This is a genomic window from Pseudomonas sp. BN607, from assembly GCF_029871175.1.
GTDB lineage: Bacteria > Pseudomonadota > Gammaproteobacteria > Pseudomonadales > Pseudomonadaceae > Aquipseudomonas.
Genome location: NZ_SSOE01000022.1, coordinates 22,054 through 40,808 on the forward strand (window position 1 = coordinate 22,054; position 18,755 = coordinate 40,808).

Genomic DNA, 18,755 nt, shown 5'->3' on the forward strand with positions numbered 1-18,755 from the left:
ATGGAAACCCGAGCCCATCACGTTCTTATCGGCCTGGTCACCGTTCTGGTGGTGGCCGGCGCCATGCTGTTCGGCCTATGGCTGACCAAGTCCAGCGTCGATGACGCCTTCAAGGATTACGAAGTGGTGTTCAACGAGGCGGTATCCGGCCTGTCCCGGGGTAGCCCGGTGCAGTACAACGGCATCAAGGTGGGCGACGTCTCCACCCTGCGCCTGGACCCGAAAGACCCGCGCCGGGTACTGGCTCGTGTGCGCCTGAGCGGCGATACCCCGGTGAAGGAAGACACCCAGGCCAAGCTGACCCTGGCTGGGGTGACCGGTAACTCGTTCATCCAGCTCAGCGGCGGTACCCCGCAAAGCCCCGAGCTGAAAGGCAAGGATGGCAAGCTGCCATTGATCATCGCCTCGCCATCGCCCATCTCGCGCCTGCTCAACGACAGCAGCGACCTGGTCACCAACATCAACCTGCTGCTGCACAACGCCAACCAGATGTTCTCCGAGGACAACATCGGCCACCTCAGCAACACCCTGGCCAACCTCGACAAGACTACCGGCGCCTTTGCCGGCGAGCACGGCAGTATCGCCGCGGCTATCGAACAACTGGTACAGGTAGGCAAGCAGGCCAGTGCCACCCTGGCCGAAACCCAGACACTGATGCGCAATGCCAACGGCCTGTTGGGCACCCAGGGCAAGCAAGCCATCGGCAGCGCAGAGCAGGCCATGCAGTCGCTGGCCGAAAGCACTGCGACCATCAATAGCCTGCTCAAAGACAACAGCGACGCCATCGGTGACGGCGCCCAGGGCCTGAACCAGCTGACCCCGGCCATCCGCGAGCTGCGCGAAACCCTCAACGCCCTCAAAGGTATCTCCCGGCAACTGGAAGCCGACCCCAGCGGCTACCTGCTCGGTCGCGACAACAACAAGGAGTTCCAGCCATGAAACCGTCGCTGCGCCTGCTGGCCCTCGCGGCCGCGCTGAGCCTTGCCAGTGCCTGTTCGATCCTGCCCAAGAGCGAACCTGTCGACCTGTACCGCATGCCAGTCAACCAGGCCAGCCGTACAGCAGCGCCGCTGGACTGGTCGCTGCGCCTGAACAAGCCCTTGGCCAGCGAAGTGCTGGCAGGGCCACGGATAGCCGTGATTCCCCAGGGCGATGTGGTCAGCAGCTACAAGGGCGCGCGCTGGAGCGATGCGGTACCGATACTGCTGCGCAACCGCCTGCTCGACGGCTTCCAGCGTGACGGCCAGGTACAGCGCCTGAGCGCCGATGACAGCAACCTGCAGGCTGACTACGAACTGGCGGGAGAACTGCAGGCCTTCCAGACGGAATACCGTACAGGCGGGGCGGTGGAGGTGGTGATCCGCTATGACGCACGGCTGGTACAGGGCCGGACCCAGCGCATTCTTGCCAGCAAACGCTTCGAGATCCGCCAGCCGCTGGCAGACAAGCAGGTGTCAGCGGTGGTAGCCGGGTTTGGCCAGGCCTGTGACCAGCTGACCGGGCAGGTGGTGAGGTGGACCATCGCCCAGGCGAGCAGCGTTCCCGCTGGCTAAGCTCCTGATAGGGGGGAGGGCTGCCCCTCCCACCGGGTTGCACAGGCCCAAGACCCGTGCAGTCACATCATGGCGATTAGCCGAAGAACCAGTAGCAGATGAAGATCGCCGCGACCACACCCGAGAACTCGGCCAGCAGCGCGCAACCCACCGCATGCCGCACGCGCTGGATCCCCACCGCACCAAAGTACACCGCCAGCACGTAGAAGGTAGTTTCGGTACTGCCCTGGATGGTCGCCGCCACCAGCGCCGGGAAGCTGTCCACCCCCTGCGTCTGCATGGTCTCGATCAGCATTGCCCGCGCCGCACTGCCGGAAAACGGCTTGACCAGCGCAGTCGGCAAGCCTTCGACGAAGCGCGTATCCAGGCCCATCCAGTTCACCGCATGGCGAATGCCGTCCAGCGCCAGCTCCAGCGCCCCTGATGCGCGCAGCACACCTACAGCCACCAGCATCGCCACCAGGTAGGGCAGCAGGTTCTTGGCTACGTCAAAGCCTTCCTTGGCGCCTTCTACAAAGGCTTCGTACACCTTCACCCGCCTCAAGGCTCCGATCACCAGGAACAGGATGATCACGCCAAACAACGTAAGGTTACCCAGGATCGATGACAGGCTGGCCAACGCCGCCGCCGACAACGTGCCCAGGAAGGCCATGAAGCCACCCAGCAGCAAGGCGCCAGGGATGAAGTAGGCGAGCACCACCGGGTCCCACAGGCGCAGGCGCTGCATCACCGCAACCGACAGCAAGCCAACCAGCGTCGAGACACTGGTGGCCAGCAGGATTGGCAGAAACACCATGGTTGGGTCGGGCGCGCCTTGCTGGGCGCGGTACATGAAGATGGTCACCGGCAGCAGGGTCAGCGACGAGGCGTTGAGCACCAGGAACAGGATCTGCGCATTGCTCGCCGTGGTGCTGCTGGGGTTCAGCTCCTGCAGCGCGCGCATGGCCTTCAGGCCGATCGGCGTGGCAGCGTTGTCCAGGCCCAGGCCATTGGCCGCGAAGTTCATGGTGATCAGGCCCAAGGCCGGGTGGCCCGACGGCACTTCCGGCATCAGGCGGGCAAACAGTGGGCCCAGCACCTTGGCCAGCCATTCGACGATACCGGCCTTTTCGGCGATTTTGAGAAAGCCCAGCCACAGGGTCAGCGTGCCGAACAGCAGCACCATCACCTCGACCGACAGCTTGGCCATGGCGAAGATGCTCTCGACCATCGCTGCAAAAATGCCTGCGTTGCCGCCTACCAGCCATTGGGCCATGGCGGACACCGCCGCCACCAGGAAAAAGCCGAGCCAAAGGCCGTTGAGCATCCGAGTGTTCCCCCTGAAAAATGCCCGAATGATAGCGTATCGCAGCCCCTGACTGGCGACCTCGCGCCTACAGAGAACCACGAAGGCCTGGAGAATCGCAGACAACAAAAAGCCCCGACAAGTCGGGGCTCTTGGTCAGGCAGCCATCAGGCTCAGCGCTTGGCAGCTTCGCCAACCACTGCGGCTTCCCGCTTTTCAGTCATCAGCGAGGCGTAGTACTTCTCGCCCTTCGCCGCATCGTACATGCCTTCCCAGCGAGCAATGACCAATGCAGCCAAAGCGTTGCCCACGACGTTCAGCGCAGTACGGGCCATGTCCATGATGCGGTCTACACCGGCGATGAAGGCCAGGCCTTCCAGCGGAATGCCCACGCTGCCCAGGGTAGCCAGCAGCACCACGAAGGACACACCCGGGACCCCGGCAATACCCTTGGAGGTGACCATCAGGGTCAGCACCAGCAGCAGCTGCTGGCTCCACGACAGGTCGATACCGTACAGCTGGGCGATGAAGATGGCCGCGATGCTCTGGTACAGGGTCGAACCGTCAAGGTTGAACGAGTAGCCGGTCGGTACCACGAACGAACAGATCGACTTCGGTGCACCGTACTTTTCCATCTTCTCGATCACCCGCGGCAGCACGGTTTCCGAGCTGGAGGTGGAGTAGGCGAGGATCAGTTCATCTTTCATGATGCGCATGATCTTGATCACCGAGAAGCCGAACAGGCGAGCAACCAGGCCCAACACCATGAACGCGAAGAAGGCGATGGCGAAGTACACCAGCAGTACCAGCTTGGCCAGCGGCAGCAGCGAGCTGAAGCCGAAGTTGGCCACGGTCACGGCGATCAGGGCGAACACGCCGATCGGGGCGTAGTTCATGATCATGTGGGTGACCTTGAACATGGTTTCCGATACGGCCTGGAAGGTCCGCACCAGCGGGTCGCGCAACTCTGCCTGCAGGCTCGACAAGCCCAGGCCGAACATCACCGAGAAGAAGATGATCGGCAACATTTCACCACGCATCAGCGCAGCGAAGATGTTCGACGGGATCAGGTTGAGGAGGGTTTCGATGAACGCATGCTCATGCTGTACCTCGGCCGCAGTCGCCTGGTACTTGGAGATGTCCACGGTACCCAGGGTGCTCATGTCGATACCGGCGCCCGGGTGGAACAGGTTGGCCAGAACCAAGCCGACGACGATGGCGATGGTGGTCACCACTTCGAAGTAGATGATGGTCTTCAGGCCGATGCTGCCCAGTTTCTTCGCATCGCCAACCCCGGCGATACCCACGATCAGCGACGAAATCACGATCGGGACGACGATCATCTTGATCAGGCGAATGAAGATGTCACCGGCGGGCTGGAGGACATTGCTGATCCACCAGGCCTTTTCTGCGCTGAAGTGGTTCAGCAGCGCGCCGATTGCAACGCCCAGGACCAGACCGATGACGATCTGCCAAGCGAGGCTCAGTTTTGCCTTCTTCATGTCTTTACCCTTTGTTCTAGTGGTCATGGCGCTTGGCGGAAACGTGCGTGACACAGCCGTGGCCAGGTCACGGGCAGCAATGTTTCACCCGGCGACTTCATGTAAGGACACCGCAGGCGAGCGACAGGGCGCTCTGGCCAGCGAAAAAGGCGGCAACTATTGCGATGGCAAGGTGGGAAATCTAATGCCGGAAACGCATACCCCATACCGTTTGTGCATACTGTTTTATGGCACCTCAGGGGTGTCGCAAGTGCTTGATTTATAACGTTCGGAATCCCGAACAAGACCAAACCGCCATATTTCGGCAGAATCAGCGGTACACAAAGGGCATTGAAGATGGCTTGTTCGACAATCCGAATGGCCGAAATACCGCTTGAACAAGCAGTACGGGGTAAGAAAAAAATTTGATGTACGGTCGAGACAAAATGTGTCCCAAAGGAAAAAACGCGCAAGCAAAGCGATAGAACCTACATGGCTCCTCGGAAGTCAGGTCTGGCATGGTGTCCCTTGACACCGCCGACCTGATGCTTCCGATTCCGCCTTTCCTGACCCGGCCCATCGCTGGAGGCACTCCCTGTACCCCTAGGCCACTCCGATCCTGCAACAATCAGAACAGCCCGGCCCCATGGTCATGTGCTGCCCCTCCTCGAGGCGGCGCATCATAGAAGGCTGAACTATAGAAAGGTTCAGCTTCTATTACGTGACAGTGCGTGACCTTTCTTGGGTACCGGCACTAACCGCTCAGTACCAGTTCGGATCACGCTTGAGCTGCTCCTGCAGCATGGCCTTCATGCCATCGTCGGGCTCGCCTATCCAACGGTATTGCGCATGTCGGGTAGGCGACTTGTCCTTCGGCAAGCCTTCAGGTACCTCTACGAGCATCCCGTAGGCGTCATCCTTGTCCCAGCTGAACGCCACGATCAGGCGTTTGAAGGTGCACTTGTCCTGAGCCTCACACAACGGGCCGACCAAGTACTTGTCACCCTCTTCGCTAACTGCGGACATTTGCTGCTGGGCACTGCCGGTCAAATTGACCACCCAATCAGGCAGGCGTTCCTCGCCCTTGATCGTGTCCTGCCAGGTTTCCCGGTACTCGGGGTCCGAGCCGAGCAACTGGTCGACCCGGACCTGGCCGTCATTGGCCGCCATCGCCGCCGCGCTGCTACCCAGTAACAGGGCGGCAGCCAGGGCTGAACGGAGCTTCCTGCTCATTTTCAACCTCGTCCACGTCCAAAGAAGAAAGAAGCTACGAACAGCACCAGGAAGACAATGAACAGAATCTTCGCGATACCCGTCGCGGCGCCGGCGATACCACCAAAGCCCAGTACAGCGGCGACAATGGCGATGATGAGGAAAGTGATAGCCCAGCTCAGCATGGTGATTCTCCTTTCTTTGCGGAATCGGTTCGGCCAGTGGATCAGAACACCCAACGGTCCTGGGGTACGACATTTTCCACAGTGGCCGGCGAAGCAGTGGCCCGGCCGCCAGATACTGGCTCTGCGGCCTTGACCAGAGTATTGGCACGGGTTGCCTGAATCTGCGTCAACAAGGCAGTCTGCGCTGCCACTTGCTCGGCCAGGCGCGCGGTCTGCCAGCTGTAATAGAACAGGCCAGCGGCCAAAGTCAGCAGCAGCGCCATGCCGAGTGACAGCATCTGGCGAAGAGGCAGTGCGGCGATCTGCGAGCGGTTGACGGATTGGCGGTTCATGCCGGCTCCTCCTGCTGTAATTTTTGTTCAAACCTGAACAGGTAATTGCAGCCTGCATGCCAGTCTTTGAAATTAAATAAAATCCTTTAAAAACAATGACTTACTTACACCTACCAAAACCGCCTAGGACGTATACTGCACGATGCCGCCCATGGGGTCGTGCGAATTGCACGATCAGCCTTCGACCTTGGTCGCCACCTTCAGCAGGTCGGCATCCACCCCACGCACGCCGATGATTTCGCGGGCGATATCTACCGCGATGGTTTTCTGCTCGGCGCTGACTACCTCTCCCGATAACCGCACCATGCCGTCCACGCTGGCCACTTTCAGGTTCAGGCCATCCAGGTTGCGGCTGAAGCGGTAACTGTTCTGGACCTTGTCGATGATCCAGCTGTCGCTTGGCTGCGGCCCCTCGGGCGCCCCGACGGGGGATTGCCGCGCCTTGGCCATGGCGGCGGTATCCAGGCTGACCAGGTTGTTGACCAGATACACCCCGTCGGTGGTACGCGCCACCACGCCCGCCAGCTCCTTGGCCTCAGCACTATCGACCCGGCCACGCAGCGTCACCACGCCTTGGTTGCTCTGCACGTCTATGGGTGCCTTCTCGGTGGTGCGACTCCACAACAGCCGTGCCCGGATGACCGCCGCCAGGGTGGCGTCCTCCAGCCTCTGGGCGTAGGCACGCAGTTCCAGCGGGCGCTCCACCAGTTCGGGATTGACCTGCAATTGGTTATCCACCTGTTCGATGCCGTGGGTAGCCCGCGCCACATCCTCGGCCAACTGCCGCTCGACGTTGTTCTCTACCTCACCGGAAAGCCGCGCTTGCTTGCCATCCACCTCGACCTTGATGCGGAACGGGTTGAGCATGCGGTTCAGTGACAAGGCAGTGTGCAGCGCGCCTTCCAGACGGGCGTCCTGCACCGGCTCGGCGAATGCCGGGGTAAATACTGTCAGCAGGGTGGCTGCCAACACGGCTCTAGGCAGGGGAAAGGGCATGGCAGTGGCTCCTTTTGGGCAAAAGGTGAAAATCCTCGCAACCAATGTGCCACCGCGTACCTCTAAGCAAATCATTGGAAAAACGCGGGTTGCAGGCATCATTTGGCCATTGGCTAGCATGCAAAGGACAGAATCCTTCAGAATTGACCATGCAACTTGCCCGATTTTTCCCACACTAAATACAGATCTATCTCAAAGGAGCGCAGGAAATGGAATCAGCCCAGGACAACCAAGGCCGCATTCTGCTGGTGGATGACGAGTCCGCGATCCTGCGCACCTTCCGCTATTGCCTGGAGGACGAGGGCTACAGCGTGGCCACGGCCAACAGCGCTGCCCAGGCCGAAACCCTGTTGCAGCGCCAGGTATTCGACCTGTGCTTTCTCGATTTGCGCCTGGGTGAAGACAACGGGCTGGATGTACTGGCGCAGATGCGTATCCAGGCCCCGTGGATGCGAGTGGTGATCGTCACCGCGCACTCGGCGATCGACACCGCAGTAGACGCCATCCAGGCCGGTGCCGCCGATTACCTGGTCAAGCCGTGCAGCCCCGACCAGTTACGCCTGGCCACCGCCAAGCAATTGGAAGTGCGCCAGCTCTCTGCACGCCTTGAGGCGCTGGAAGGTGAAGTGCGCAAACCCAAGGATGGGCTCGACTCGCACAGCCCGGCGATGATGGCGGTGCTGGAAACCGCCCGCCAGGTTGCCACCACAGACGCCAACATTCTGATTCTTGGCGAGTCCGGCACCGGTAAAGGCGAGTTGGCCCGCGCCATCCATGGCTGGAGCAAGCGTGCGCGCAAAGCCTGCGTGACCATCAACTGCCCATCGCTGAACGCCGAACTGATGGAAAGCGAACTGTTCGGCCATACCCGCGGCGCCTTCACCGGTGCCAGCGAGAGCACCCTGGGGCGGGTCAGCCAGGCTGATGGCGGCACACTGTTCCTCGACGAGATCGGCGATTTCCCGCTGACCTTGCAACCCAAGCTGCTGCGATTCATCCAGGACAAGGAATACGAGCGCGTCGGCGACCCGGTTACCCGCCGTGCCGACGTGCGAATCCTGGCTGCCACCAACCTGAACCTTGAAGAAATGGTGCGCGAAAGCCGCTTCCGTGAAGACCTGCTGTATCGCCTGAACGTCATCACCCTGCATCTGCCGCCGCTGCGTGAGCGCAGTGAAGATATCCTGACCCTGGCAGACCGCTTCCTTGCCCGCTTCGTCAAGGAGTACTCCCGTCCCGCCCGAGGCTTCAGTGATGAGGCTCGCACAGCCCTGCTCAATTACCGCTGGCCCGGCAACATTCGCGAGCTCCGCAACGTGATAGAACGGGCAAGCATCATCTGCCCACAGGAACGGGTGGAGATCACCCACCTGGGCATGGGCGAACAACCCACTGGCAATGCCCCGCGCGTGGGTGCCGCGCTTAGCCTGGATGAACTGGAGCGCGCCCACATCGGAGCCGTACTGGCCGCCAGCGATACGCTCGACCAAGCGGCCAAGACCTTGGGCATCGACGCGTCGACCCTGTACCGCAAACGCAAGCAGTACAACCTGTGAAGTGGCCACCCATGAAGCTGCGCACGCGGCTTTTCCTCAGCATCTCGGCCCTGGTCACGGTGGCGTTGCTCGGGCTGCTGCTGGGCCTGGTCAGCGTGCTGCAGATGGCCACCGTGCAACAGCGACTGGTGCAAGACACCACCCATGCCCTGGAGGTAGGGCTGAAGCTGCGACAGAACCTGGGCGAACAGCTGACCCTTATCCTCGATGAAGACACCGCTCCGGAAAGCCTGCGGTTGCTGCAGGACAACTTCCAGAACCTGCTCAACCAAGGGTTGGAGCAAGGCGGCGAACGCACCGGTTTCAGCAAAGCCAGCAGCAACTACCAGACGTTCCTCCAGGCCTACCGCGACAGCCCCGCGCCGGCCCGCAGCATGGGTGTCGACCAGCCGCTGGGGGCCGCGTTCAACCAGGTGCGCACTGACCTGATCGACTCCCATAAACAGGCATTGGAACTCATCACCCGTAGCGAGGAACGCTCCCGCGATCAGGCCCTGCTGGTCAGCGGCGTCCTTGGCCTGATGGGCCTGGTGGTGCTGGTATTGGGCTTTGTCACCGCACACAACATCGCCCGGCGTTTCGGCCAGCCAATCGAGGCCTTGGCCAAGGCTGCCGACCAACTCGGCAAAGGCAATTTCGACGTTACCCTGCCAGTCACCCAGGCCACCGAGCTTAACCTGCTGACCCGCCGCTTCGGCCTAATGGCTGATGCCTTGCGCAAGCACCAGGCAACCAACATCGACGAACTACTGGCCGGTCAGCAGCGTTTGCAGGCGGTGCTCGACAGCATCGACGACGGCCTGCTGATCATCGACCGTCAAGGCCGTCTGGAACACCTCAACCCGGTGGCCCAGCGCCAACTGGGCTGGAACGACAGCCGCGTAGGCAGCAGCCTGGCCGAAGCCTTGCAGCGACCGGAGCTGGAACAGCAACTGCGCCAGGTGCTGCGCGGCGGCAGCCTCGACCGCCCGCCAGACGACCTGAACATGGAGGTGGATGAGGAAAGCCGCCTGCTTACCTACAGCCTGACCCCGGTTAGCCACCCGCAGGGGCCTATCCTTGGTGCGGTGATGGTGCTGCACGATGTGACAGAGCAGCGTGCCTTCGAGCGCGTTCGCAGCGAATTCGTACTGCGCGCCTCTCATGAATTGCGCACACCGGTAACCGGCATGCACATGGCCTTCGGCCTGCTGCGTGAGCGGATCAAGTTCCCGCCCGAGGCGCGCGAGAACGACCTGCTGGAAACCATCGGCGAGGAAATGCAGCGGCTGACCCAGCTGATCAACGACCTGCTCAACTTCTCGCGCTACCAGAGCGGGTTGCAAAAACTCGAGCTGGCACCCTGCGCCATCGACGAGCTGATAGCGCGCGCGCAACTGCGTTTTGCCGAGCAGGCCGCACATAAGCAGATCGAGTTGATCAAGGAACTGGAACCACCACTGCCGCGCATCCAGGCCGATCTGGCCCAACTCGACCGGGTGCTGGACAACCTGTTGCACAACGCCATCCGCCACACCGCCAGCGGCGGGCGCATCCGCCTGCATGCCCGGCGGCATGCGGAGCGGGTAATCATCAGCGTCGAGGATAATGGCGAGGGTATTGCCTATGGTCAGCAAGGGCGTATTTTCGAGCCCTTCGTGCAGGTAGGCCGCAAGAAAGGTGGGGCAGGGCTGGGGTTGGCGCTGTGCAAGGAAATCGTGCAACTGCATGGTGGGCGCATGGGCGTGTTCTCCCGGCCCGGGCAGGGTACCCAGTTCTATATGGCCCTGCCGGTATGAGTATCGCCTGCTCCGGCCTCATCGCCGACAAGTCCGCGAGGGGCCGGTGCTGATTATTCAGTGTTCTACCCGTCGCGGCAGATGGCCACGGCTGACAAGCTCGGCAAACTGCCGGGCGTTCAATGGCCGGGCAAACAGCCAGCCCTGCCCGTAATTGACGCCTTCGCTATTCAGCAGTACCGCCTGGTCCTCACACTCGATTCCTTCGGCAATCACCCGCAGGTGGAGGTCATGGGCCATGCGGATGATATGCGGGGCAACTCCGCTACTGGCTGCATCATGGCCGAGGGCATCGATGAACGCCTTGTCGATCTTCAGACAGTCCACCGGCAAGGTCTGCAGGTAGGCCAGGCTGCAGTAACCGGTTCCGAAATCATCGATCAGCACCTGGTGCCCCACGGCACGCAATGCTTGCAGGTTGTCACGAGCCACCACCACGTCGATCAGGCCGCGCTCTGTCACTTCGAAGGCAATCTGGCTGGCCGCCACCCGATGCAAGGCCAACAGGCGCGCTGCTACCCGGCCAATACGCGGCACCATCACATCGCAGGCCGCCAGGTTCACCGATATGTACAGTTTGGGGTGCGAGCGCAGTAGCTGACCCAGTTGTTCAAGTACGCGTTGCAGGACAAAGTCGGTGATCTGGCGAATCTGCCCGGTGTTCTCGGCCAGCGGAATGAACAGGTCGGGGCTGGTCAGCGAGCCGTCGGGGCGGCGCCAGCGCACCAGGGCCTCAGCCCCCACGCAGCGCCGGCTGTCGAGTTCGATGATTGGCTGATAAAGCACCTGCAGTTCGCCACGGCGCAAGGCATGCTGCAGTTCCGAGCTCATCGATCGCCGCTGCAGGATCAACTGCAACACCAGCCACCCGATGCAGCAGGCCGCAAGCACGCTACCAGGGAACAGTAGCCAAAGCATGCCATTCATCCGCAGCGGTAGGCTGGCCCGCGGGGCAATCAGCACCAGTTGATAATCCGGCGACTTGGTTGGCATACGGTAGATCAACCGGTCACTGAGTTCGAGCAGCGACTTGTGGCTGGTTGACCAGGCTGACGGCGGTGGCCATACCTGGGGCGGGCCCAGCACCGGGATAGCCCGGGCGCCGTTATCCAGCACTACCACCAGGCTGCCGCCCGGGGGCAGGTCGACAACATCAGTCAGGTGCCCGCGCGATGTGGATACCAGGAATTTGCCCCGGCCCAGCATCAAAGCAGCCAGGTTCTCGTTCGGCTCGGTGGTAGTGTTGAGCCAGTAGCTGTAGGTCGGGCCCTGGATGTCCGGCGGCCGCAGTGGCACGAATGCGCGCTCGTTACCGCGGTTGGAGCAAGCAATGTCACCATCCACATAGGTTGCTTCGTAGATGAACCGCGAACTCAGGCCTACCTGTTGCAAGGCAGCCAGCATCGCCGGGCTACAGCCGCGCAACGGCTGTGCCTGCAACAGGTCGACACCCTCGCGCAACTGGCCGAACACCTGCTCAAGGCGGTCGAGAAACCGCTCGCCCTGGGCATTCATCTGCTCACTCTCACTTTGCTTCATCTGTTGCAGGGCAATGCCGATGCTGGCGGAGAGCAACAGCGCGGCGCTGGCCAACGCCGCCAAAGTGGCCAGCATCCAGGGACGGTAGAAAATTTGGCGCAGCAGGGTGATGAGTGCTGACATCAAGGGCATCCAGTTGATTACTAAGGTATAGCAACTGAATCAATAATCACCCTCACCGTTTGGCGCTTCGCTCGTTTGTGGTGTGAGCAGCCCTGGGCTGCGAATCAACGCATGCGGTTAAGCACCTGCAGCATCGCCGCCGTCTGCGCATCCGGCATGCCATCGAAGCGCTGCGGGCGGAAGCGCATCTGGAACGCGGCGATCACATGGCGGGTGGCCACATCCAGCACGCCGGTCTGCTCGATCTGGTAGCCAAAGCGTGCCAGCTCCTGCTGGTACCAGCCAATGCTGGGCGGGTTGACGCTGAAATAGGCCTGTTGACGGGCCACGGCATTGGCATCCGGCCAGATCCCCAGGCCAGCATCGGCCAAGCGCTTCCATGGGAACAACGGGCCTGGGTCAAGCTTGCGCAGCGGGGCAATGTCGCTGTGACCGATAATATGACGCGGCTCGATGTTGTTGCGTTTGACGATGTCCTTGAGCAGTGCGATCAACGCCTCGACCTGCGCCTCGCTGTAAGGGTGCCAAACCCGACCGTTCGGGGTGTCGGTGAAACCCGGATTGACGATTTCGATGCCGATGGACGAGGAATTCAACCACGTGCGCCCTTGCCATTGGCTATCACCGGCATGCCAGGCGCGCCGGCTTTCGTCCACCAGTTGGTACACCGTCGCCGGACCATCGCCGATCAGGTAATGGCTGCTGACCTCGCCATGAGTGAGCAGCGCCAGTGAACGCTCCAGCGAAGCATTGGTGTAATGCAGCACAACGAACTGGATGCGGTTGTCCTGATTGGCCGAAGGGTGACTGCGGTCGATGCGCAGGCCGGTCGAGCAGCCGGCGACAGCCAACAGCAAGGAATAAATCAGGGTTTTTTTAAGCGTGGAAAGCACGTCAGTGGCCTCGGCGTATGAGCGCTACAGTATAACGTGCTCGCCACGGCCGCGCCTGCCGTGGCTCTGCGCTGGCCGGCTAGTTCTGTTGCACGCGATTGCGGCCCTGGTCCTTGGCCCGGTACAACGCTGTATCGGCACGTTTGAGCACTTGGTCGGCGCGCTCCCCGGAGTGGAATGCAGCCAGCCCGATCGAAGTGGTGATTACCACCCTTTCACCCTTGAAGTGAAACGGGCAGGCTTCGACCGTGGCCCGCAGCACTTCCGCCATCTGGGCAGCTGCAGCGGGTGGTGTCTGCGGCAAGAGCAGGACGAATTCCTCACCGCCAAATCGGGCGATGAAGTCACGAGCACCCAAGCGTTTGCGCAACTGATCGGCGACGATCTTCAACACTTTGTCACCAGCCAGATGCCCGTAGCTGTCGTTGATACGCTTGAAGTGGTCCAGATCGAGGATCGCCATCGCCAGGTGACCGCCATTCTCCTGCCACTCAACCATTTCACGCTCAACCCGCTCGCTCCAGGCCGCACGGTTGGGCAGGCCAGTGAGCGGATCGAGCAGGGCCTTCTGCCGCTGCTCCTCCAGGTGCTCGCGGTAGCCAAGCGCCTCGTGTTCCATGTTCGCCACCCGCTCCGAGAGCCCTTGCAGGCGGCCTGCCAGGTCCTGCTCGCGGCGGTCGCGCTCAAGCTTGTGCTCATCCATGGTCACCAGCAGGCCTTCCAGACGGTTTTCCAGGATGTGCTTCAGGCTGTCCACGTCGGCGGCACCTAGCACACTGCTTTGCAGCCCGTCGACGTGTTCGCGCAACTGGGTATCCAGCTCGCGGGCAGCACTACTGTTGTCGGCGTGGCCGGCGCTGGCCTCATGCAGGTGGCTCTGGAAACCTTCCAGGCGTTCGTTGAGTTGCTGCAGGTAAGCTTCAAATTCGTGCTGGCCACTGTCGGTGATCGCCAGCATCAGCACCGCCAAGTCATCCAGCACCGGGATCAGCTCATACCAGTTCAGCCCGCGGGCAACCCGTTCGCGCATTTCCAGGGCCTGGGCCTTGTGTCGCTCAGGCAGGCTGAGGTCGTCGAGCAGGCCGATCAGGGTCTGCTCGATGTGAGCGGCCACCTGGCTGTAGGGCGGCTCTACCGCGTAGGGCAGGGCATAGGGCTCATCTTCGCCAAGGACTTCCTCAGGCGTCTGCACCAGCTCTTGCTCAGCCAATGGGTCGCTAGCGGCGGCCTGCGCTGCTGGTTCTGCGTCCGGTTGTGGCGGTACCGATAAAGCGAGCGGGGGCTCGATGGTTTCGATCAGTGCCGGGCCTGCTGACTCCAGCTCCGGCCCGGGCGCCATGGCCAGCTCGGCTGCAGGGGGCGCAGTTGGCAGGGGTTGCAGAGCATCGACGTCGTCAGCCGGCAGGGCCTCGACAGGGCTCGATGCTGCCGGGGGCGGCGTCTCGGCACCAGGCACTGGCACGGGGGCCGGCTCTGGCTCACCTTGGGCATCATCCTCACGGTTACCGAACAAACGCTGCAGAAAGCCGGGACGGATTTCTTCGCCCGGCTTACCCAGGGCCGATAGCGCGCGGCCCTGCAAACCGCTCAACTCCCCCAGCAATGGCGGCAGGTCACGGGACTGGGCGACGCCGCCGTCGAGCTTCTTCGCCAGTTTTTTCAACGGCCGCGAGATATCGTTGGGCAGCGGTAGGCTCTGCAACTGGCCAACCAGCGCGGTCAGCGCATCACCAACCTGGTTCATGCGCGTTTCCCGGCGCTGTTCCGAGTCCAGCACCGCTTTTTCAAGACGTGGAATCAACCCGGCAAGGCCAGCGTCCATGTTGTCGCTGCGGATAACCTCGCGCATTTCCTTCATGCACTGGTCCACCACCTTGTCGCTACCTTCGGCCGCCAGGGTACTGCGCACCAGACCGCGCCGCAGCAGGTCGAGGCGGGCGTTCCAACGCCGTTCGAGCTTTTCCTGCTGCTCGATGCTCTTAAGGTATTTTTCTTTCCAGCGCTCAGCGTCTTCAGTCATGCCCGGTTCCGCAAACGGTGATGGCAATTAGCTCAAAACCGGCAGCGTATCCACAGTCAATGCATCAGGCAATCGAATCTCGACAGCAACGGGAAGGTGGTCGGATATTGGTCGGGCCAACACCTCGACACGCTCCAGCGTGAGGCTTGGGCTGAGCAGAATATGATCCAGGCAACGCTGAGGCCGCCAGCTGGGGAAGGTGGCCTCGACTTGCGGCGCGATCAGACCCAGATCACGCAGCGGCGAGTGCTCCAGCAAGTCTGTTGCATGGGTGTTCATATCGCCCATCAGCACCTGGTGGCGATAACCGCCAATCAGCTCGCGAATGTAGCCCAGCTGCAAGGCGCGGGTCTTGGCGCCGAGTGCAAGATGCATCATCACCACGATCAGTGCATCTTCGCCCTCGCCAAAACGCACCAATATCGCCCCGCGCCCGGCCGGCCCTGGTAGCGGATGGTCTTCGAGCAACTGGGGCTTCAAGCGGCTGAGCACGCCATTGCTGTGCTGGGCAAAACGCCCGAGATTGCGGTTGAGTTGCTGGTACCAGTAGGGGAAGGCCCCCAGATGAGCCAGGTGCTCGACCTGGTTGACATAACCGGAGCGCAGGCTGCCCCCATCGGCTTCCTGGAGCGCCACCAGGTCGAAGTCGCCGAGCAGATCACCGATTTTCTGCAAGTTGCCGGCACGCCCATTGTGCGGGAGCAAGTGCTGCCAACTGCGGGTCAGGTAGTGCCGGTAACGCTCGGTACTGATGCCGACCTGGATGTTGAAGCTGAGCAGCCGCAGGCGACCATCCTGGGGCAGGCCAGAGGCCTGCAGGTGATGCTCGTTGACCTGCGGCTGGTGCAGGCCAATGCCTCGCGTGGTTCTGAAGCGGGGCATGGGTTACGCCGCCTACTTGGCGGCGCGCTCCTTGTCGATCAGCTGGTCGGCGACGTTCAGCACGCCTTCCGGCCCGCCAGCGGTACCCAGGTCGAAGCGGTACTTGCCATTGACCACCATGCTCGGTACCCCAGTAATTTCGTACTTCTTCGCCAGTTCCTTGGCCTGGTTGACCTGGCCCTTGATGGCGAACGAGTTGAAGGTGGCGAGGAACTTGTCCTTGTCCACACCCTGGGTAGCGAGGAAGTCGGCCATGTCCTGCGGGTCGGTCAGGCGTTTGTGCTGGTTCTGGATGGCATCGAACACCGCAGCGTGCACCTTGTGCTCGACACCCATGGCTTCGAGGGTCAGGAACATCTGGCCATGGGCGTCCCATGGGCCGCCAAACATCGCCGGTACGCGCTTGAAGTTGACATCTTGGGGCAGTTTATCAACCCATGGGTTGATGGTCGGCTCGAAGTGGTAGCAATGTGGGCAGCCGTACCAGAACAGCTCGACCACTTCGATCTTGCCAGGCACGGAAACCGGAACAGGGTTGCTCAGCTCGATGTATTCCTTGCCTGCAACAGGCTCGGCGGCCTGCACGGCAGTCATACCGAACACGCTGGCGGCGACCAGCGCGGCGCTGAGAATCAGTTTACGCATGCTTTACTCCTGAGCAGTCGAAAGTCGCCTCTACGCGACCCGTATTGAGACAGGCCGGCAACGGCGTGAGTTCTGTAGTGTAACGGCTGCGGACTGAAAAAAGAGCGGCCCGGCCGCCCTTTCATCATTGGCCTACAACATTAACTGAAAGTTAATGCAGGCCCTGGATGTAACTGGCCAACGCTTCGATGTCGTGGTTGCTCAGCTTACCGGCGATGGTGCGCATGGTCATGGCGTCGCCATCGTTGGTCCGATTGCCTTCACGGAAGTCGGTCAGCTGCTTGGTCACATACTGCGAATGCTGCCCACCCAAGTGCGGGAAGCCGGCCAGCGCGATACCCGCGCCATTGGGCGAGTGGCAGCCGGTGCAGGCAGGCATGCCTTTCTCCAGGTCGCCGCCGTTGAACAGCGCGCGGCCACGCTCAACCAGTTTGGGATCGGCGGCGCCCACGCTGCCTTTCTGGCTGGCGAAGTAGGCCGCGATGTCAGCCAGGTCCTGGTCGCTGAACGCGGTCAGCATGCCGGTCATCTCCAGCACGGTACGTTTGCCCGACTTGATGTCGTGCAGTTGTTTTTCCAGGTAACGCTGGCCCTGGCCGGCCAGTTTCGGAAAGTTCGGTGCCAGGCTGTTGCCGTCGGGGTTGTGGCAGGCGCCACAGACGGCCGTCTTGGCCTGACCGGCGGCGGCATCGCCTTTGACAGGTTGCGCAGCAGTGGCCGCACCTGCGACACCCAGGGTCAACAGCAGACTCACGACTAGTTTGTTCATCAGCTAATCCAACACGGCTAAGGGTGAAATGTTATGTATCGGGACTGCCGCTCATCCAAAGGATGACCAAACGGTAGTCCTCGGCACTGCAGTCCATGCACAATCCACGCGGCGGCATAGCCTTGAAACCCTGGGTTACATGCTTCACCAGTACATCCATGCCCTGCGCCAGCCTTGGCTCCCAAGCTGCCCGGTCACCCTGCCTGGGTGCCTGTGGCAACTGCCCGGTGTGACAGGCCGCACACGTGCGGTTGTACAACACCTCGGGATCCTGTGTAGCCTGTGCGCTGAAATACGGCAGGAACATACCGACAGCTAGCAGCCTTTTCGCCAGGCGAAACGACCTGACAGGGTTGGGGGACGCGCTGCGTTCTGATGCGCAAGCTATAGTTCGGCACCCCATGCCCGCTCTCCTTCGCTGGGAGAATGGGCACACAAAAACTGGGGCATTATATACTTCTGTCAGCCAAACGGAAACGACACCGCTTGCCGGCCTAGGCTTTGGCAACACCCACATCGGAAATCCCATGCAAGTCAAGAACCCCATCCTCGGCCTCTGCCAGAAAGCCAAATTCGCCCTCAGCGCAGCCAAGGTCGAACAATGCCCGGACGACCAGGGTTACGAGGTGGCTTTTGCCGGCCGTTCTAACGCCGGCAAATCCAGCGCCCTCAACACCCTGACTCATGCCAGCCTAGCGCGAACCTCGAAAACCCCAGGGCGCACCCAGCTGTTGAATTTCTTCAGTCTGGACGATGAACGGCGTTTGGTCGACCTGCCCGGCTACGGTTATGCAAAAGTACCGATTCCACTGAAGCAGCACTGGCAGAAACACCTGGAAGCCTACCTGGGCAGCCGTGAGTGCCTGCGCGGCATCATCCTGATGATGGACGTGCGCCATCCAATGACCGACTTCGACAAGATGATGCTCGACTGGGCCAAGGCCAGCGGCATGCCGATGCACATCCTGTTGACCAAGGCAGACAAGCTGACCCACGGCGCCGGCAAGAACACCCTGCTGAAGGTGCAGTCGGAAATCAGAAAGGGCTGGGGCGATGGCGTGACCATCCAGCTGTTCTCGGCGCCCAAGCGTTTGGGCGTTGAGGAGGCCTACCGGGTGCTGGCAGGCTGGATGGAGCTGGAAGACAAGCCAGCTGTTTGAGGGCCCTATCGCCGGCAGCCGGCTCCCCCAGGTACAGCACAGGCCTCAAGGGCGGTGATACCTGGGCGGGGGCTGGCTTGTCGGCGATGAGGTCAGCACGGCCTGACCAAATTTCGGGCAAAAAAAACCCCGGACTTCGTATGGGGAGGGGGAAGTTCGGGGTCCAAGTCCGGACCGCTAGGGCGGGGTCCAGATATCTGCCAACACTTAACACAACATAGGAGCATCGAAAGGCTTCACCAGCCATTCAGTTACTCTGAGTTCCGCTTCACCGGTTTAGTTCCGGAGCCCTGAAAACTATTTGCGATAGTTTGATGAACCATCAGCACCAACGGCACTAGCGGTG

Annotated in this window: 18 protein-coding genes; 5 read left to right on the forward strand and 13 right to left on the reverse strand. The window is 61.4% G+C overall.

Annotated features, from left to right (window positions below; genetic code table 11):
• Window positions 1-939 (forward strand): MlaD family protein, encoded by a 939-nt coding sequence (locus E8E68_RS03045; protein ID WP_266033786.1) that lies wholly within the window; start codon window positions 1-3, stop codon window positions 937-939.
• Window positions 936-1,553 (forward strand): ABC-type transport auxiliary lipoprotein family protein, encoded by a 618-nt coding sequence (locus E8E68_RS03050; protein WP_280339655.1) that lies wholly within the window; start codon window positions 936-938, stop codon window positions 1,551-1,553. Before E8E68_RS03045 ends, E8E68_RS03050 begins: the two co-directional genes overlap by 4 nt.
• Before the next feature lie 76 nt (window positions 1,554-1,629).
• On the opposite strand, the gene E8E68_RS03055 is transcribed toward E8E68_RS03050, so the two are convergent.
• From E8E68_RS03055 to E8E68_RS03080, 6 genes are all read right to left on the reverse strand, one after another.
• The gene (locus E8E68_RS03055) at window positions 1,630-2,859 is read right to left on the reverse strand and encodes a spore maturation protein (protein ID WP_110743573.1); all 1,230 of its coding nucleotides are present in this window, start codon (window positions 2,857-2,859) and stop codon (window positions 1,630-1,632) included.
• Window positions 2,860-3,011: 152 nt separating this feature from the next.
• The gene (gene gltP / locus E8E68_RS03060) at window positions 3,012-4,340 is read right to left on the reverse strand and encodes a glutamate/aspartate:proton symporter GltP (protein ID WP_266033779.1); all 1,329 of its coding nucleotides are present in this window, start codon (window positions 4,338-4,340) and stop codon (window positions 3,012-3,014) included.
• A gap of 741 nt (window positions 4,341-5,081) precedes the next feature.
• Window positions 5,082-5,552, reverse strand: a complete 471-nt coding sequence (locus tag E8E68_RS03065) for an inhibitor of vertebrate lysozyme family protein (RefSeq protein ID WP_280339658.1) — start codon at window positions 5,550-5,552, stop codon at window positions 5,082-5,084.
• Between the two features lie 2 nt (window positions 5,553-5,554).
• Window positions 5,555-5,716, reverse strand: a complete 162-nt coding sequence (locus tag E8E68_RS03070; protein ID WP_003252966.1) for a DUF1328 domain-containing protein — start codon at window positions 5,714-5,716, stop codon at window positions 5,555-5,557.
• A 41-nt stretch (window positions 5,717-5,757) separates the two neighbouring features.
• A complete protein-coding gene (locus E8E68_RS03075) occupies window positions 5,758-6,048 on the reverse strand; it encodes a hypothetical protein (protein ID WP_280339660.1) in 291 nt (96 codons plus the stop codon).
• 174 nt (window positions 6,049-6,222) lie between these two features.
• Window positions 6,223-7,044 (reverse strand): BON domain-containing protein, encoded by an 822-nt coding sequence (locus E8E68_RS03080; protein ID WP_280339662.1) that lies wholly within the window; start codon window positions 7,042-7,044, stop codon window positions 6,223-6,225.
• Window positions 7,045-7,253: 209 nt separating this feature from the next.
• On the opposite strand from E8E68_RS03080, the gene algB reads away from it, so the two are divergent.
• Together algB and E8E68_RS03090 are read left to right on the forward strand one after the other, a co-directional pair.
• Window positions 7,254-8,600, forward strand: coding sequence for a sigma-54-dependent response regulator transcription factor AlgB (gene algB, locus E8E68_RS03085; RefSeq protein WP_110743568.1), 1,347 nt, complete (start codon window positions 7,254-7,256; stop codon window positions 8,598-8,600).
• Between the two features lie 11 nt (window positions 8,601-8,611).
• Window positions 8,612-10,378 (forward strand): KinB sensor domain-containing domain, encoded by a 1,767-nt coding sequence (locus E8E68_RS03090; protein WP_266033763.1) that lies wholly within the window; start codon window positions 8,612-8,614, stop codon window positions 10,376-10,378.
• A 57-nt stretch (window positions 10,379-10,435) separates the two neighbouring features.
• Here E8E68_RS03090 and E8E68_RS03095 read toward each other — a convergent pair whose 3' ends face one another.
• From E8E68_RS03095 to E8E68_RS03125, 7 genes are all read right to left on the reverse strand, one after another.
• Window positions 10,436-12,040 carry an EAL domain-containing protein gene (locus E8E68_RS03095; protein ID WP_266033760.1) on the reverse strand — a complete coding sequence of 535 codons (1,605 nt, stop codon included), beginning with the start codon at window positions 12,038-12,040 and terminating at the stop codon, window positions 10,436-10,438.
• Window positions 12,041-12,144: 104 nt separating this feature from the next.
• Window positions 12,145-12,933 (reverse strand): N-acetylmuramoyl-L-alanine amidase, encoded by a 789-nt coding sequence (locus E8E68_RS03100; protein ID WP_266033757.1) that lies wholly within the window; start codon window positions 12,931-12,933, stop codon window positions 12,145-12,147.
• A gap of 79 nt (window positions 12,934-13,012) precedes the next feature.
• Window positions 13,013-14,953, reverse strand: coding sequence for a GGDEF domain-containing protein (locus tag E8E68_RS03105; protein ID WP_280339665.1), 1,941 nt, complete (start codon window positions 14,951-14,953; stop codon window positions 13,013-13,015).
• Window positions 14,954-14,980: 27 nt separating this feature from the next.
• Window positions 14,981-15,835 (reverse strand): endonuclease/exonuclease/phosphatase family protein, encoded by an 855-nt coding sequence (locus E8E68_RS03110; protein ID WP_266033752.1) that lies wholly within the window; start codon window positions 15,833-15,835, stop codon window positions 14,981-14,983.
• 12 nt (window positions 15,836-15,847) lie between these two features.
• On the reverse strand, window positions 15,848-16,480 hold the full coding sequence (gene dsbA / locus E8E68_RS03115; RefSeq protein ID WP_266033750.1) for a thiol:disulfide interchange protein DsbA: 633 nt from the start codon (window positions 16,478-16,480) through the stop codon (window positions 15,848-15,850).
• 151 nt (window positions 16,481-16,631) lie between these two features.
• On the reverse strand, window positions 16,632-17,249 hold the full coding sequence (locus tag E8E68_RS03120) for a c-type cytochrome (RefSeq protein ID WP_266033746.1): 618 nt from the start codon (window positions 17,247-17,249) through the stop codon (window positions 16,632-16,634).
• A gap of 31 nt (window positions 17,250-17,280) precedes the next feature.
• Window positions 17,281-17,583 (reverse strand): c-type cytochrome, encoded by a 303-nt coding sequence (locus E8E68_RS03125; protein WP_110743610.1) that lies wholly within the window; start codon window positions 17,581-17,583, stop codon window positions 17,281-17,283.
• A 193-nt stretch (window positions 17,584-17,776) separates the two neighbouring features.
• On the opposite strand from E8E68_RS03125, the gene yihA reads away from it, so the two are divergent.
• On the forward strand, window positions 17,777-18,409 hold the full coding sequence (gene yihA / locus E8E68_RS03130) for a ribosome biogenesis GTP-binding protein YihA/YsxC (RefSeq protein WP_110743560.1): 633 nt from the start codon (window positions 17,777-17,779) through the stop codon (window positions 18,407-18,409).
• Window positions 18,410-18,755 lie beyond the last annotated feature (346 nt).

Bases quoted from the DNA above. Each gene is read 5' to 3' on its own strand.
- E8E68_RS03045 (WP_266033786.1), top strand. From the start codon at position 1: ATGGAAACCCGAGCCCATCACGTTCTTATCGGCCTGGTCACCGTTCTG.
- E8E68_RS03050 (WP_280339655.1), top strand. From the start codon at position 936: ATGAAACCGTCGCTGCGCCTGCTGGCCCTCGCGGCCGCGCTGAGCCTT.
- E8E68_RS03055 (WP_110743573.1), bottom strand. From the start codon at position 2,859: ATGCTCAACGGCCTTTGGCTCGGCTTTTTCCTGGTGGCGGCGGTGTCC.
- gltP (WP_266033779.1), bottom strand. From the start codon at position 4,340: ATGAAGAAGGCAAAACTGAGCCTCGCTTGGCAGATCGTCATCGGTCTG.
- E8E68_RS03065 (WP_280339658.1), bottom strand. From the start codon at position 5,552: ATGAGCAGGAAGCTCCGTTCAGCCCTGGCTGCCGCCCTGTTACTGGGT.
- E8E68_RS03070 (WP_003252966.1), bottom strand. From the start codon at position 5,716: ATGCTGAGCTGGGCTATCACTTTCCTCATCATCGCCATTGTCGCCGCT.
- E8E68_RS03075 (WP_280339660.1), bottom strand. From the start codon at position 6,048: ATGAACCGCCAATCCGTCAACCGCTCGCAGATCGCCGCACTGCCTCTT.
- E8E68_RS03080 (WP_280339662.1), bottom strand. From the start codon at position 7,044: ATGCCCTTTCCCCTGCCTAGAGCCGTGTTGGCAGCCACCCTGCTGACA.
- algB (WP_110743568.1), top strand. From the start codon at position 7,254: ATGGAATCAGCCCAGGACAACCAAGGCCGCATTCTGCTGGTGGATGAC.
- E8E68_RS03090 (WP_266033763.1), top strand. From the start codon at position 8,612: ATGAAGCTGCGCACGCGGCTTTTCCTCAGCATCTCGGCCCTGGTCACG.
- E8E68_RS03095 (WP_266033760.1), bottom strand. From the start codon at position 12,040: ATGTCAGCACTCATCACCCTGCTGCGCCAAATTTTCTACCGTCCCTGG.
- E8E68_RS03105 (WP_280339665.1), bottom strand. From the start codon at position 14,953: ATGACTGAAGACGCTGAGCGCTGGAAAGAAAAATACCTTAAGAGCATC.
- E8E68_RS03110 (WP_266033752.1), bottom strand. From the start codon at position 15,835: ATGCCCCGCTTCAGAACCACGCGAGGCATTGGCCTGCACCAGCCGCAG.
- dsbA (WP_266033750.1), bottom strand. From the start codon at position 16,480: ATGCGTAAACTGATTCTCAGCGCCGCGCTGGTCGCCGCCAGCGTGTTC.
- E8E68_RS03120 (WP_266033746.1), bottom strand. From the start codon at position 17,249: ATGAACAAACTAGTCGTGAGTCTGCTGTTGACCCTGGGTGTCGCAGGT.
- yihA (WP_110743560.1), top strand. From the start codon at position 17,777: ATGCAAGTCAAGAACCCCATCCTCGGCCTCTGCCAGAAAGCCAAATTC.